This window comes from Pseudomonas sp. MS646, from assembly GCF_036693845.1.
GTDB classification, from domain to species: Bacteria; Pseudomonadota; Gammaproteobacteria; order Pseudomonadales; family Pseudomonadaceae; genus Aquipseudomonas; species Aquipseudomonas chlororaphis_E.
In genome coordinates this window covers 2,717,539-2,730,925 of sequence record NZ_CP144763.1, presented here as the reverse complement: position 1 = coordinate 2,730,925, position 13,387 = coordinate 2,717,539, and the positions used below count along the sequence as shown (strand labels likewise).

16 protein-coding genes are annotated in these 13,387 nt (G+C 64.7%); 11 read left to right on the top strand and 5 right to left on the bottom strand.

Annotation, left to right across the window (positions count from 1 at the left end; translation table 11 throughout):
• Nucleotides 1-15: 15 nt before the first annotated feature.
• The 5 genes from V3H56_RS12065 to V3H56_RS12045 form a co-directional block, all read right to left on the bottom strand.
• On the bottom strand, nucleotides 16-1,443 hold the full coding sequence (locus tag V3H56_RS12065; RefSeq protein WP_047738005.1) for a cbb3-type cytochrome c oxidase subunit I: 1,428 nt from the start codon (nucleotides 1,441-1,443) through the stop codon (nucleotides 16-18).
• Nucleotides 1,444-1,446: 3 nt separating this feature from the next.
• Nucleotides 1,447-1,887 carry a cytochrome c gene (locus V3H56_RS12060; RefSeq protein ID WP_042732967.1) on the bottom strand — a complete coding sequence of 147 codons (441 nt, stop codon included), beginning with the start codon at nucleotides 1,885-1,887 and terminating at the stop codon, nucleotides 1,447-1,449.
• 279 nt (nucleotides 1,888-2,166) lie between these two features.
• Nucleotides 2,167-2,424 (bottom strand): cytochrome C oxidase subunit IV family protein, encoded by a 258-nt coding sequence (locus V3H56_RS12055; RefSeq protein WP_047738003.1) that lies wholly within the window; start codon nucleotides 2,422-2,424, stop codon nucleotides 2,167-2,169.
• Between the two features lie 12 nt (nucleotides 2,425-2,436).
• Entirely contained in the window at nucleotides 2,437-3,021 is a 585-nt protein-coding gene (locus V3H56_RS12050; protein WP_338474684.1) for a cytochrome c oxidase subunit 3, read from the bottom strand.
• A complete protein-coding gene (locus V3H56_RS12045) occupies nucleotides 3,005-3,808 on the bottom strand; it encodes an AAA family ATPase (protein WP_212803729.1) in 804 nt (267 codons plus the stop codon). The genes V3H56_RS12050 and V3H56_RS12045 overlap by 17 nt, the downstream gene beginning before the upstream one ends.
• 335 nt (nucleotides 3,809-4,143) lie before the next feature.
• On the opposite strand from V3H56_RS12045, the gene nirS reads away from it, so the two are divergent.
• From nirS to V3H56_RS11990, 11 genes are all read left to right on the top strand, one after another.
• Nucleotides 4,144-5,685 (top strand): nitrite reductase, encoded by a 1,542-nt coding sequence (nirS, locus tag V3H56_RS12040; protein ID WP_338474782.1) that lies wholly within the window; start codon nucleotides 4,144-4,146, stop codon nucleotides 5,683-5,685.
• Nucleotides 5,686-5,709: 24 nt separating this feature from the next.
• Entirely contained in the window at nucleotides 5,710-6,021 is a 312-nt protein-coding gene (locus V3H56_RS12035; RefSeq protein WP_042732948.1) for a c-type cytochrome, read from the top strand.
• A gap of 183 nt (nucleotides 6,022-6,204) precedes the next feature.
• The gene (locus V3H56_RS12030; RefSeq protein WP_042732841.1) at nucleotides 6,205-6,534 is read left to right on the top strand and encodes a cytochrome c; all 330 of its coding nucleotides are present in this window, start codon (nucleotides 6,205-6,207) and stop codon (nucleotides 6,532-6,534) included.
• Nucleotides 6,531-7,709 carry a cytochrome D1 domain-containing protein gene (locus tag V3H56_RS12025; RefSeq protein ID WP_047737998.1) on the top strand — a complete coding sequence of 393 codons (1,179 nt, stop codon included), beginning with the start codon at nucleotides 6,531-6,533 and terminating at the stop codon, nucleotides 7,707-7,709. The genes V3H56_RS12030 and V3H56_RS12025 overlap by 4 nt, the downstream gene beginning before the upstream one ends.
• A gap of 2 nt (nucleotides 7,710-7,711) precedes the next feature.
• A complete protein-coding gene (locus V3H56_RS12020; protein ID WP_042732839.1) occupies nucleotides 7,712-8,185 on the top strand; it encodes an Lrp/AsnC family transcriptional regulator in 474 nt (157 codons plus the stop codon).
• Nucleotides 8,166-8,678, top strand: coding sequence for an Lrp/AsnC family transcriptional regulator (locus tag V3H56_RS12015; RefSeq protein WP_042732838.1), 513 nt, complete (start codon nucleotides 8,166-8,168; stop codon nucleotides 8,676-8,678). The genes V3H56_RS12020 and V3H56_RS12015 overlap by 20 nt, the downstream gene beginning before the upstream one ends.
• A complete protein-coding gene (locus V3H56_RS12010) occupies nucleotides 8,671-9,114 on the top strand; it encodes an AsnC family transcriptional regulator (protein ID WP_042732837.1) in 444 nt (147 codons plus the stop codon). Before V3H56_RS12015 ends, V3H56_RS12010 begins: the two co-directional genes overlap by 8 nt.
• Complete coding sequence (locus tag V3H56_RS12005; RefSeq protein WP_047737996.1) at nucleotides 9,089-9,625, top strand: Lrp/AsnC family transcriptional regulator; 537 nt, start codon at nucleotides 9,089-9,091, stop codon at nucleotides 9,623-9,625. Before V3H56_RS12010 ends, V3H56_RS12005 begins: the two co-directional genes overlap by 26 nt.
• 26 nt (nucleotides 9,626-9,651) lie before the next feature.
• Nucleotides 9,652-10,833 (top strand): heme d1 biosynthesis radical SAM protein NirJ, encoded by a 1,182-nt coding sequence (nirJ, locus tag V3H56_RS12000; RefSeq protein ID WP_042731722.1) that lies wholly within the window; start codon nucleotides 9,652-9,654, stop codon nucleotides 10,831-10,833.
• A 37-nt stretch (nucleotides 10,834-10,870) separates the two neighbouring features.
• Nucleotides 10,871-11,713 carry a uroporphyrinogen-III C-methyltransferase gene (cobA, locus tag V3H56_RS11995; protein WP_042731723.1) on the top strand — a complete coding sequence of 281 codons (843 nt, stop codon included), beginning with the start codon at nucleotides 10,871-10,873 and terminating at the stop codon, nucleotides 11,711-11,713.
• Entirely contained in the window at nucleotides 11,710-13,206 is a 1,497-nt protein-coding gene (locus V3H56_RS11990; protein WP_338474683.1) for a cytochrome D1 domain-containing protein, read from the top strand. Before cobA ends, V3H56_RS11990 begins: the two co-directional genes overlap by 4 nt.
• Nucleotides 13,207-13,387 lie beyond the last annotated feature (181 nt).

Below are 13,387 nucleotides of genomic sequence, written 5' to 3'. Positions count from 1 at the left end.
AGTCGTTGTGGCGACTCATGACGGCACCACGGCGGCCGGTGCACGCAGGGCGGCACGACCACGCTGACGGAAGCTGAGCAGGTAGCACAGCAGCCCCAGCAGGAAACCGACGCCACTGATCAGACGCGCCCAGAACAACGGCCGCAGGTGGTCCATCGTCGCCATGAAGGGCAAGGCACTGCCGTCCACCGCCCAGCGTTGCAACCACACTTGCACGACACCTGCGGCGGTGAGGAACAAGGTGATCATCACCATCGACAGGGTCATCAGCCAGAAGCCCCAGATTTCCAATTTCTGCGAACGCTCGTCGGCCGCTTCCCCCAACCCGCGCAAGCGTGGCATGGCGTAGCTGATCAAGGTCATCACGATCATCGCGTAGGCCCCGTAGAAAGCCAGGTGGCCGTGTGCCGCGGTCAGTTGCGAACCGTGGGTGTAGAAGTTCACGGGCGCCAGGGTGTGCAGGAAGCCCCAGACGCCGGCACCGAAGAACGCGGTGACCGTGGTGCCCTTGGCCCACAGCGTGGCGGCACGATTGGGGTGATGACGACGACGGTTGCGCACCATGCTGAAGGCGAAGATCACCATGGCCAGGAACGGCAGCGGTTCCATCGCCGAGAAGATCGAACCGACCCACAACCAGACCTGCGGCGCGCCGATCCAGAAGAAATGGTGGCCGGTGCCGATGATGCCGGTGATCAACGCCATGGCGATGATCACGTAGAGCCATTTCTCCACCACTTCGCGGTCCACGCCGGTGATCTTGATCAACACGAAGGCGAGCATCGACCCCATGATCAGTTCCCAGACGCCTTCGACCCAGAGATGCACCACCCACCACCAATAGTATTTGTCGCGGGCGAGGTTTTCCGGGTTGTAGAAGGAGAACAGGAAGAACACCGCAAGGCCGATCAAGCCCGTCATCATGACCATGCTGACGGTGGTCTTGCGGCCCTTGAGCAAGGTCATGCCGATGTTGTAGAGGAACCCCAGGCAAACCACCACAATGCCCATCTTGGTGATGGTGGGTTGTTCGAGGAACTCACGGCCCATGGTCGGCAACAGGTCATTGCCAGTGATCTTCGCCAGGGTCGCATACGGCACCGACAGGTAGCCCAGGATCGTCATCACCCCGGCGGCGGCAAACACCCAGAACAGCACCAGCGCCAGTTTCGGGCTGTGCAGTTCGCGGTCGGCCTCCTCCGGTATCAGGTAGTACGCCGCGCCCATGAAGCCGAACAGCAGCCAGACGATCAGCAGGTTGGTGTGGACCATGCGGGCCACGTTGAAGGGGATCAGCGGGAACAGGAAGTCGCCGACCACGTATTGCAAGCCCATGATCAAACCAAACAGGACCTGCCCCAGGAACAGCATCAGGGCAAACACGAAATAGGGTTTGGCAACGGCCTGCGAGGCGAATTTCAGATGCGGATTAGCCATGCTCATCTCTCAGCCCTCCTTGTTTGGCGGCCAGCCATTGGTGTTGATTTTCGAACTCCACTTGAGGAACTCGGCGATGTCGTCGACCTCCTGTTCGCTCAAGTTGAATTGCGGCATGGCCCGGCGACCGGGCACGCCCAGCGGCTGCATTTTCATCCACGCGTGCAGGAACGGCTTGAACGCCTCATCGCCGCCGCGGCGGTTGACCACATTGCCCAGCTCCGGCGCGAAGTACGCGCCCTCGCCCAGCAGCGTATGGCAGCCGATGCAGTTGTTGCGCTCCCAGACGCCCTTGCCGCGAATCACCGATTCGGTCAACTGCGCCTGGTTGCTGCGTTCTGGAAAGGTCTGTTCCGTGTGGTAGGTCAGGGCCAGGAATATCAGGAAAAAGAACACGCTTCCCCCGAAGTAAATATTCCTGGCCATGCCTTTGGTGAAGGTATCTGACATGGTCACTTCCTCATTGCTTGGCGTGTTCATTCTAGGAAGCGAGCCCTTCGAAACCGCTTGATGGCGATCAAGAATCTCCGATGGTTTTGGTGGGTTGTTCCGGCACAGTCCGAAAGACAGGCAAGCTTTTGTGGCGAGGGGATTTATCCCCGCTGGGCTGTGAAGCAGCCCTAAAACCAGACAACTCGGTGTATCAGAAAAATTTGAGTCGAATGCTTTGGGGTTGCTTCGCAACCCAACGGGGATAAATCCCCTCGCCACAGGGTATTTTGTGCAAGTTCAGATCGTGAACGAGATGACCATCCCGATCACAACCGCCAGCAACGCAGCCCAGCTCAACACCAGCCGCCGCCACAATCGCGGCGCGTGGCGCAGCTCCATGAAGCCGTCGGCGATCAGCCAGGCCTTGGTCACCGCGACCACCAGGATGGCGATGGATACAAGCCCGGTAGCCGCGATCTGGCCCAGGGCAACGGTGCCGGCGCTCAACACGGCCAGCGTCAGCCAGCAGGCGATCAGGACACGGGAAGCCGACATGCGCACCTCCGCTCAATCAAGGATGTAGACAACCGGGAACAGCAGCACCCAGACCAGATCGACCATGTGCCAATACAGCACGCCGGATTCCAGCCCACTGTTGCGCGGCGCCCGATAGCGACGCCGCCGACACCCCTCGGCCAGCCAGGCGAGGATCACCATGCCCAGCAACACATGGAGAAAATGAAACGCGGTGAGGATCCAGTACAACGTGAAGAATGTGTTGTGCTCCATCCCCAGGCCGTTCGCCAACAGGTGGGCGTACTCCGTGAGCTTGATCCCCACATAGCCGCAGGCGAGCAGCAACGCCACACACAATAACCGTGCGGCGCGACGCGGCCGGTCTTGCCTGACCTGCTCCTGGGCCAGCGCGGCGAACAGTCCGGCGGTGAGCAGGCTGAGGGTCATCGCCAGGCCCGTGGAGCGATCCAGCAGATGACGGCCTTCGCTGAACGTCTGTGGGGCCAGCGCCTGGGCGACGGTGAACGCCAGGATCAGCAGCGCGAACACCGACAGTTCGGCAAGGATGAAAAACCACATCGCCAGGTCCCCCGGCAAACGCCGGGGCGTGGCCGGGGTTTCAGCCGAAGTGGACATCGACCACTTCCATCAGCGCGGCAACCGTCTGCGGGTCGTCGCTCAAGGGCTCGGCCAGGCAAGCCAGGCAGGCCTGGCGCGGGTCCATCCCGGCACCGATCATGCGCGCGGCAAAAATCAGCAGGCGCGTGGAAGCCACCTCCTCCAGGTCGTGCTGGTCGAGTCGGCGCAGCGCCTGCCCCAAGCGCACCACCTGGGCCGCCAGCGGCAACTGCACGCCGGCCTCGCGAGCGACGATGCGTTCTTCATCGGCGACCGCCGGATAACCAAAGCGCATCGCCACGAAACGCTGGCGGGTGCTGGGCTTCATGCCTTTGAGCAGGTTCTGGTAACCGGGGTTGTACGACACCACCAGCATGAACGCTGGCGGCGCCTGGAGCACTTCCCCGGTGCGTTCCAGGTACAACTGCCGACGATCATCGGCCAGCGGGTGCAGCACCACCGCCGTGTCCTGCCGCGCTTCGACCACCTCGTCGAGGTAGCAGATGCCGCCTTCGCGCACGGCGCGGGTCAGGGGACCGTCCTGCCACCACGTGCCCTGGGCGCCGATCAGGTGACGGCCCACCAGGTCGGCGGCGCTCAGGTCGTCGTGGCAGGCCACCGTGTACAGCGGCAGTTTCAAGCGATGGGCCATGTGCTGGACGAAGCGGGTCTTGCCACAACCGGTAGGCCCTTTGATCAACACCGGCATACGGTGCTGCCAGGCCTGCTCGAACAGCGCCTGCTCGTTGTCCTGGGGTTGGTAGAAAGGTTCGTCCGGCTGTTGCAAAGAGTGGATGGCGTTCATGACTGGACCTGATCAGGCAACTCGATTGCCGCCCACGCTACGGGGCCCTGCGACAACCTGGCAAGGGCTGCGGCGGGCAAACTTGATCGCCGTCAAGCGATCAACCACCGGCCTGGGCATAGCCTTGCAGGGCACCCAGAACCTGCGCGCCGAACGCCTGTTACGGCACACCATGCAGGTCATGCCTGAGGAGAAATGGAATGCTGATCAGCCACAAAAAATCGTGGGTCTTGAGGGTCGGGGCGTTATGTACGGCCCTGGTCGCCGCCCACGCCTTTGCCAACGACCCCGCGCCGGACCAGCCGCGCCTGGTCAAGACCGAAGGGGCGCCGGACATGAGCCAGGCCGACTTCGACGCGGCCAAGGAAATCTACTTCCAGCGCTGCGCCGGCTGCCACGGCGTGCTGCGCAAAGGCGCCACCGGCAAGCCCCTGACACCGGACATCACCCAGGCCCGTGGCCAGGCCTACCTGGAGGCGCTGATCACCTACGGCTCGGCCGCCGGCATGCCGAACTGGGGTACCTCCAATGCGCTGACCAAAGAACAGATCACGACGATGGCCAAGTTCATCCAGCACACCCCGCCGACACCACCGGAATGGGGCATGGCCGAGACCCTCAAGACCTGGAAAGTGCTGGTCAAGCCTGAAGACCGCCCGACCCGGCAACTCAATACCCTCAACCTGCAGAACCTGTTCTCGGTGACCCTGCGTGACGATGGCAAGATCGCCCTGGTGGACGGCGACAGCAAGAAGATCGTCAAGCTGATCGACACCGGTTATGCGGTGCACATCTCGCGTATCTCGGCGTCCGGGCGTTACCTGCTGGTGATCGGCCGGGACGCCAAGATCGACATGATCGACCTGTGGCCGAAAGAGCCGACCAAGGTCGCGGAAATCAAAGTGGGCATCGAAGCCCGTTCGGTGGAAACCTCCAAGTTCAAGGGCTACGAAGACAAGTACACCATCGCCGGTTCCTACTGGCCGCCGCAGTTCACCATCATGGACGGCGAGACCCTGGAGCCGAAGCAGATCGTCTCGACCCGCGGCATGACCGTCGACACCCAGCAGTACCACCCCGAACCACGCGTGGCGGCCATCATCGCCTCTCACGAATGGCCGGAGTTCATCGTCAACGTCAAGGAAACCGGCAAGGTGATGCTGGTCAATTACCAGGACATCAAGAACCTCACCATCACCAGCATCGACGCTGCGCCGTTCCTTCATGACGGCGGTTGGGACAGCAGCCATCGCTACTTCATGACGGCCGCCAACAACTCCAACAAGGTCGCGGTGATCGACTCCAAGGAGCGCAAGCTCACCGCCCTGGTGGACGTCGGCAAGACCCCGCACCCGGGACGCGGCGCCAACTTCAACCACCCACTCTATGGGCCGGTGTGGGCCACCAGTCACCTGGGCGATGCCGGCGTCTCGCTGATCGGCACCGACCCGGTCAATCACCCGCAATACGCCTGGAAACAGGTCGGTTCGCTGCAAGGCCAGGGCGGCGGTTCGCTGTTCATCAAGACCCACCCCGAGTCCCGGCACCTGTACGTCGACACCACCTTGAGCCCCGACGCCAAGCTCAGCCAGTCGGTGGCCGTGTTCAACATCGACAAGCTCGATGCCGGCTACACCGTGCTGCCGATTGCCGAATACGCCGGCATCAAGAAAGGCGCCCTGCGCGTGGTGCAACCGGAATACAACAAGGCCGGCGATGAGGTCTGGTTCTCGGTCTGGAGCGGCCAGGACGACGAGTCGGCCCTGGTGGTGATCGACGACAAGACCCTCAAGGTCAAGAACGTGATCAAGGACAAGCGCCTGATCACGCCCACCGGCAAATTCAACGTCTACAACACCCAACACGACATCTATTGAGCTCCATCAATAAGAGGAAAAACCATGAAGCCTATTCTGATCGCACTGGCCCTGACAGCGGCCGCCAGCCTGCAACCGGCCCTGGCCGAAGACGGTCCGACGCTGTTCAAGAGCAAGCCCTGCGCGGCCTGTCACTCCATCGACACCAAGGTAGTGGGCCCGGCCCTCAAGGACGTCGCGGCGAAGAACGCCAACGTGCCCGGGGCCCAGGACGTGCTTGCCAAGCACATCAAGGAAGGTACGCAAGGCAACTGGGGACCCATGCCGATGCCGGCCAACCCGGTGACTGAAGAAGAAGCCAAGACCCTGGCTGCGTGGGTCTTGACCCTCAAATAACCCTCAGTGAGAGAAACCTCTGTGGCGAGGGGATTTATCCCCGCTGGGCTGCGAAGCAGCCCCCCAGAAAGCAACCCCGTCAGCCTGACACACCGCGGTATCAGGTCTTGGGGCTGCTGTGCAGCCCAGCGGGGATAAATCCCCTCGCCACAGGGATCACTTAGCATTTGACCAGGAGGCGTCATGGAACGACACAGCTCAACAACCCTGATGACCGCCCTGTTCCTCAGTTTTTCGGCCGGCGCGCTGGCCACTCCCGACCCGCAGCGCCAAGCCCAACTGCAACACCTGCTGGACCAGGACTGTGGCGCCTGCCACGGCCTGTACCTGACCGGCGGCCTCGGTCCACCGCTGACCCACGCCGCGCTGGCCGGAAAGTCCCGCGACAGCCTCATTGCCACCGTCACCCTGGGTCGCCCCGGCAGCGCCATGCCTGGCTGGGCACCCCTGCTCGGCCCCGACGACATCCGCTGGCTGGTGGACCGGCTTCTTCAAGGAAAACCTGCCTCATGATCCGTTCATTGCTGACTTCATCGGCCCTCGCCCTGCTGCTCTGTGCCTGCACCCAGGCACCGCTTCGCGCCACCGGCGACCTGGGCGTGGTGGTCGAACGCGCCACGGGCAGCCTGCAAATCATCGAAAGCGATACCCGCACCGCCCTCGCCCGCGTCGAAGGCCTGGGCGACCTGTCCCACGCCTCGGTGGTGTTCTCCCGCGACCAACGCTATGCCTACGTGTTCGGGCGGGACGGCGGCTTGAGCAAGGTCGACCTGCTGACCGCGCGCATCGAGCGACGCATCGTCCAGGGCGGCAACAGCATCGGCGGCGCGATCAGCCAGGACGGCAAGCTGATCGCCGTCTCCAACTACGAGCCTGGCGGTGTCAAGGTGTTCGATGCCGCCACCCTGGACCAGGTCGCCGACATTCCTGCCACACCATTGCCTGGCGGGGACAAGCGCTCGCGCGTGGTCGGCTTGGTGGATGCGCCGGGGCAGCGCTTCGTGTTCAGCCTGTTCGACACCGGCGAAATCTGGACGGCCGACTTCAGCCAGGGCCTCAACCCGCGCACCGAGCGTTTCACCGGCATCGGCCAGCAACCCTACGACGCACTGATCTCCCCGGACGGGCGCTACTACATGGCCGGGTTGTTCGGCGAAGACGGCATGGCCCAACTCGACCTGTGGCATCCGGAGCGCGGCGTAAAACGCGTACTGGGGCACTACGGACGCGGCCAGGCCCGGCTGCCGGTGTACAAGATGCCTCACCTGGAAGGCTGGGCCATCGCCGACCAGCAAGCCTTCGTGCCCGCCGTCGGCCATCACCAGGTGCTGGTGATGGATGCCCGCGACTGGCGACAGACCGACGCCATCGCGGTGGGCGGACAACCGGTGTTCGTCACTGCGCGTCCGGACGGCCGGCAGCTGTGGGTCAACTTCGCCTACCCGGACAACGACCGCGTCCAGGTCATCGACACCCAGACCCACGCCATTGTCGCGGACCTGCGACCAGGCCCTGCGGTGCTGCACATGGAGTTCACCGCCCGGGGTGACCAACTGTGGCTGTCGGCCCGGGACGGTGGCGACGTGCAGGTCTGGGACCCCTATCGGCTTGAACGCCTGGGCCGCCTGCCCGCCCTGAGCCCCAGCGGCATTTTCTTCAGCAGCCGCGCGCACAAACCGGGGTATTGAGCATGACTGCGAACCCCTTGGCCCGGCGCCTGATCGATCGCTTCCAGCATGGCCTGCCGTTGTGCGCCGAACCTTACCGGGCCATGGCCGAGGTCTTGGGCTGCACCCAGGCCCAAGTGCTCGATTGCTTGCAGTCACTGCACCAGGCCGGCGCGTTGTCGCGGATCGGCCCGGTGTTCGAACACACCCGCGCCGGAGCCAGCACCCTCGCCGCCCTGGCGGTGCCCGAAGACCGCCTGCACCAGGTCGCATCGCGTATCAGCCAGTACCCGGAAGTCAATCACAACTACGCACGCGAACACCGCTACAACCTGTGGTTCGTGCTGACCGGTCCGAACCGCGCCCACCTGGACACCATTCTCCAGGAGCTGGAGCACGACACCGGCCTGACGCCCCTGGACCTGCCCATGCTGACCGCCTACCGCATCGACCTGGGCTTTGCCCTGGAGACCTCCCATGCAAAACCCCTTGAGTGAGCAACAGTCGCTGGCGCTGCGCCGGGCGCTGGAAACCGGACTGCCGCTGACACCGCGTCCGTTCCAGGCCCTGGCCGAACAGATCGAGGCCAGCGAGCAGCAGGTGCTCGACCAGGTGCAGCATTGGCACGAACAGGGGCTGTTCCGGCGCGTCGGGCTGGTGGTCAATCACCGCGCCCTGGGGTTCACCGCCAATGCCATGCTGGTGCTGGACGTGCCGGACGCCCTGGTCGACGAGGTCGGTCGGCGCCTGGGCCAGGCCGCAGGCATCAGCCTGTGCTACCAACGCCCGCGGCGCCTGCCCCAATGGCAGTACAACCTGTTCTGCATGATCCACGGGCGCCAGCGTGACCGTGTCGAGGCCCAGGTCCAGGCGCTGCTGGCCGAACATCTGCTGGACGACCTGCCTCATCAACTGCTGTTCAGCACGCACCTGTTCAAACAATGCGGTGGGCGCTTCGCTCCACCCGTGGGAGCCCGGATCGATGGATGACCTGGATCGACGCCTGATCAACCGCCTGCAACTGGGCCTGCCGCTGGTGCGCCATCCCTGGCAGGTACTGGCCTGCGAACTGGGCAGCAGCGCAACCGAACTGCTCGACCGCTTGCACGAACTGCTCAACGACGGCGTTCTCACGCGCTTCGGCCCGATGTTCGACATCGATCGCCTGGGCGGCGCCTTCACCCTGGCAGCGCTGGCGGTGCCCGAAGCCCGCTTCGACGCCATCGCCGAGCTGCTCGCGGACATGCCCGAGGTGGCCCACAACTACCGGCGCGAACACAGCTGGAACATGTGGTTCGTGCTGGCCTGCCCCAGTGAACAGGCGATCCACGACAGCCTGCTGCGGATCGAGCGCCTGACCGGCCTGGTGCCGCTGAACCTGCCCAAAGAGGAGACCTACCATGTCGGCCTGTATTTCCCCCTCTGAGTCGCACCTGGACGCACCACCTGACCAGGCTGAAACCTCCCTGGCGCTGCGCCTGGTGGAGCTGACCCAGGAAGGCCTGCCATTGCTCGAAGACCCGTGGAGCTGGCTGGCCGAGCAGCTGGGCCTGAGCGTGGAGTCGACCCTCGACCTGCTAAAGCGCTTGCAGGCCGAAGGCGCGATCCGGCGTATTGCCGCCGTGCCCAATCACTACCGCCTGGGCTACCGCCACAACGGCATGACGGTCTGGGACGTGGCCGACGCCGACATGCCGCGCCTCGGTGCGCTGCTGGGCGCCCAGCCCTTCGTCAGCCACTGCTATCGGCGCCCGCGCCGGCCTGGCTGGCGCTACAACCTGTTCGCCATGGTCCACGGCCGCAGCCGCGAGGAAATCGACAGCTACCGCGATCACCTGCGCTACCTGCTGGGGGACGCCTGCCGCGCCGATGACATGCTGGTGAGCAGCCGGATCCTGAAAAAAACCGGCCTGCGCCTGTCGCCCGGCACACGCTGAGCCCGCGTCGACTCAAGGAGCGCTTTATGTTGAGGATCAGCCACTACCTGCGCGCCCTGGCCGGCCATTGCCCGGCCCCGCGCACCGCGCCACCGGGCAGCCTGAGGCCGCCCGTGGTGATCTGGAACCTGCTCAGGCGCTGCAACCTGACCTGCAAGCACTGCTACGCCACGTCCGCCGACAGTGTGTTTCGCGATGAGCTGGACACCCCGGCGGCGCTTCAGGTCATCGACGACCTGCATGACGCCGGCGTGCGTGTGCTGATCCTTTCGGGCGGCGAACCGTTGCTGCGCGATGATCTGTTCCAGCTCTGCGCCTACGCCAGCGCCAAGGGTTTCTTTCTCGCCCTGTCCAGCAACGGCACGCTGATCGACGCCGACAACATCCAGCAGATCGGCGCGGCGCAGTTCGACTACGTCGGCATCAGCATCGATGGCCTGGAGGCCACCCACGATGCCTTCCGCCAGCTCAAGGGCAGTTTCGCCCGTTCCATGGCGGCCATCCGGCTGTGCCGCGAGCAAGGGATCCGGGTCGGCCTGCGCACCACCCTCACCCAGCAGAACCACGCCCAGTTGCCCCGGTTGCTGGACCTGATGAACGAATACGACGTGCAGAAATTCTACCTGTCGCACCTCAACTACAGCGGCCGGGGCAAGCGCAGCCGCAAACTCGACGCCCACCAACAGATGAGCCGCGAGGCCATGACCCTGATCTTCGAGCGAGCCTGGCGCGACATCGAGCAGGGGCGCGACAGCGACTTCGTCAGCGGCAACAACGACGCCGATGCCATCCTGCTGCTGCAATGGGTCGGCCGCCGGTTGCCCCAGCACTACGCCGCGCTGGAGCAGATGCTGCGGGCCTGGGGCGGCAACGCGTCGGGCAGCGGCATTGCCAATATCGACAACACTGGCGAGGTCCACCCCGACACCTACTGGTGGCAGCACTCGGTGGGCAATGTCCGCCAGACCCCGTTCAAGACGCTCTGGCTCGACCGCCCCGACGCATTGCTGCACAAGCTGCGTGAACATCCTCGGGCCGTAGGCGGCCGCTGTGGGCAATGCCGCTGGCTGGCCATCTGCAACGGCAATACCCGCACCCGCGCCTGGGCCGACGGCGACCTGTGGGGCCAGGACCCCGGTTGCCACCTCAGTGACGACGAAATCGGCCTGCACGCCATTCCCAGCGTTGCCCTGCCTGTCGCTCGCTGAGCCAACGGCGAACATGCTACCGAACCAAGGAAGTCCCATGCCTGCCCCCATCGTTCTACCCGTTGTCCTGCAATCGCCATTCAGACCGGGGGAAGTCGCCCTGGTCGGTGCCGGCCCCGGTGACCCGGGCCTGCTCACGTTGCGTGCCTGGAGCCTGTTGATGCAGGCCGATGCCGTGGTCTATGACCGGCTGATCAGCCCGCAACTGCTGGGCCTGATTCCCCTGACCTGCGCCCGGCACTACGTGGGCAAGGCCGCCGGCTGCCACAGCCTGCCCCAGGCGCAGATCAACGAACTGCTGGCCGACCTGGCCGATCAGGGCCAACGCGTGGTCCGGCTCAAGGGCGGCGACCCGTTCATCTTCGGCCGTGGCGCCGAAGAACTGGAATACCTGCTGGCCCGGGGCATCGATTGCCAGGTGGTGCCCGGCATCACCGCCGCGGCCGGTTGCACGGCCTACGCCGGCATCCCCCTGACCCACCGGGATTTCGTCAATTCCTGCCGGTTCATCACCGGCCACCTGCAACGCGAAGGCGACCTGGACCTGCCCTGGCAAAGCCTGGCGGATGACAGCCAGACCCTGGTGTTCTACATGGGCCTGTCGAACCTGGGCACCATCGCCACGCGGCTGATCGAGGCCGGCCTCGCCGCCCGGACCCCGGCGGCATTGATCTGCAATGGCACGCGCCCCGACCAGCAAGTGCTGCGCGGCACCGTCGAGCAACTGCCGAGCATGGCCCAGGCCTGCGCCGAAGGCCTGCCGACCCTGACCGTGATCGGCAAGGTGGTCGACTTGTTCGCCCATCAGCCGCTGCACCATCCGGCGCACCTTCACCCCGTGGCACAGGCCAGGACCGCTGCCGCGAAGGTGGCGCTGTGAAGCGCTGGTGGTGGTTGCCCTGGCTGTGGATCGGCGCGGCCCAGGGCGCCGTCGCCACGGCACCCGACCTGGACCAGGCCGAACGTAACTACCAACAGCACTGCCAGCAGTGCCACGGTGTAAACCGCATCGGTGGCGCCGGACCGGCGCTGTTGCCCCAGAGCCTGAGCCGGATCAAGCCTGACGAAATCCGCGAGGTCATCACACAGGGGCGTCCGGCCAGCCAGATGGCGGCGTTCGGCGGCGTGCTCGACGCCGCGCAGATCGAGGGCCTGGTGCAGTACCTCCAGCGTCCCCCCGCGGTCGAGCCGCGCTGGGACGAGGATGACATTCGCCGCAGCCATCGGGTGCTCGAAGACCTCGCCAGCCTGCCGACCACCCCCCAGCACAAGGCCGACCCGCTGAACCTGTTCGTGGTGGTGGAAGCGGGTGACCATCACGTCGATGTCGTCGACGGTGACCGTTTCGAGGTGCTGGCCCGCTTCGCTTCGCACTTCGCGGTACACGGTGGGCCGAAATTTTCTCCCGACGGGCGCTTCGTCTACCTCGCCTCCCGGGACGGCTGGATCAGCCTGTACGACCTGCACAACCTCAAGTTGATCGCCGAAGTGCGGGCCGGCCTCAATACCCGCAACCTGGCGGTGAGCAAGGACGGGCGTTGGGTGCTGGTGGGCAACTACCTGCCCGGCAGCCTGGCGGTGCTGGACGCCCGGGACCTGTCGCTGGTCAAGACCATCGCCACCGTGGGCCGCGACGGACAGGCGTCACGGGTGAGCGCGGTGTACACCGCCCCGCCCCGCAACAGCTTCATCGTCGCCTTGAAGGATGTGAAGGAGGTCTGGGAACTGCCCACCGGTCCGAACCCGGATTTCGTGCCGAGGCGCATCGACGCCGAGGATTACCTGGATGACTTTTCCTTCTCGCCGGATTACCGGCAGTTGCTCGCCACCTCGCGCAAGGCCCAGGGCGGCCAGGTGATTGACCTCGACAATGGCCGGGTGATCACCGACATCGCCCTGCCGGGCATGCCGCACCTGGGCTCGGGCACCTATTGGCGGCGTGACGGCCACTGGGTACTCGCAACGCCGAACATCAGCAAAGGGCTGATTTCGGTGATCGACCTCGACACCTGGAAAGTCATCAAGCAGATCCCGACCCTGGGGCCGGGCTTCTTCCTGCGCAGCCACGCCAATTCGCGCTACGCCTGGACCGATGTGTTCTTCGGCCCCGACAACGATGCCATCCACCTGATCGACAAACAGACCCTGGAAATCGCCCACACCCTGCGCCCCGTGCCCGGCAAGACCGCCGCCCACGTCGAATTCACCCGCGACGGACGCTACCTGCTGCTGAGCATCTGGGCCACCGATGGGGCGCTGATCGTCTACGACAGCAACACCCTCCAGGAGATCAAGCGCCTGCCCATGAACAAGCCTTCAGGCAAGTACAACGTGGGGAACAAGATCGAGTTTGCCGAGGGGACGTCTCACTGAAAAAAGGGGGGCTGATGCGCAGCCCCCAATATCAATCAGGCTCAGGGCCGCTTCGCGCCCCGGCGGGAGCAAGCTCCCTCGCCACAGGATTGCATCCGTATTCAAAAATGCAGTCGAACGCTGCTTTTGTGGCGAGGGAGCTTGCTCCCGCTGGGCTGCGCAGCAGTCCCAAAACCGACCT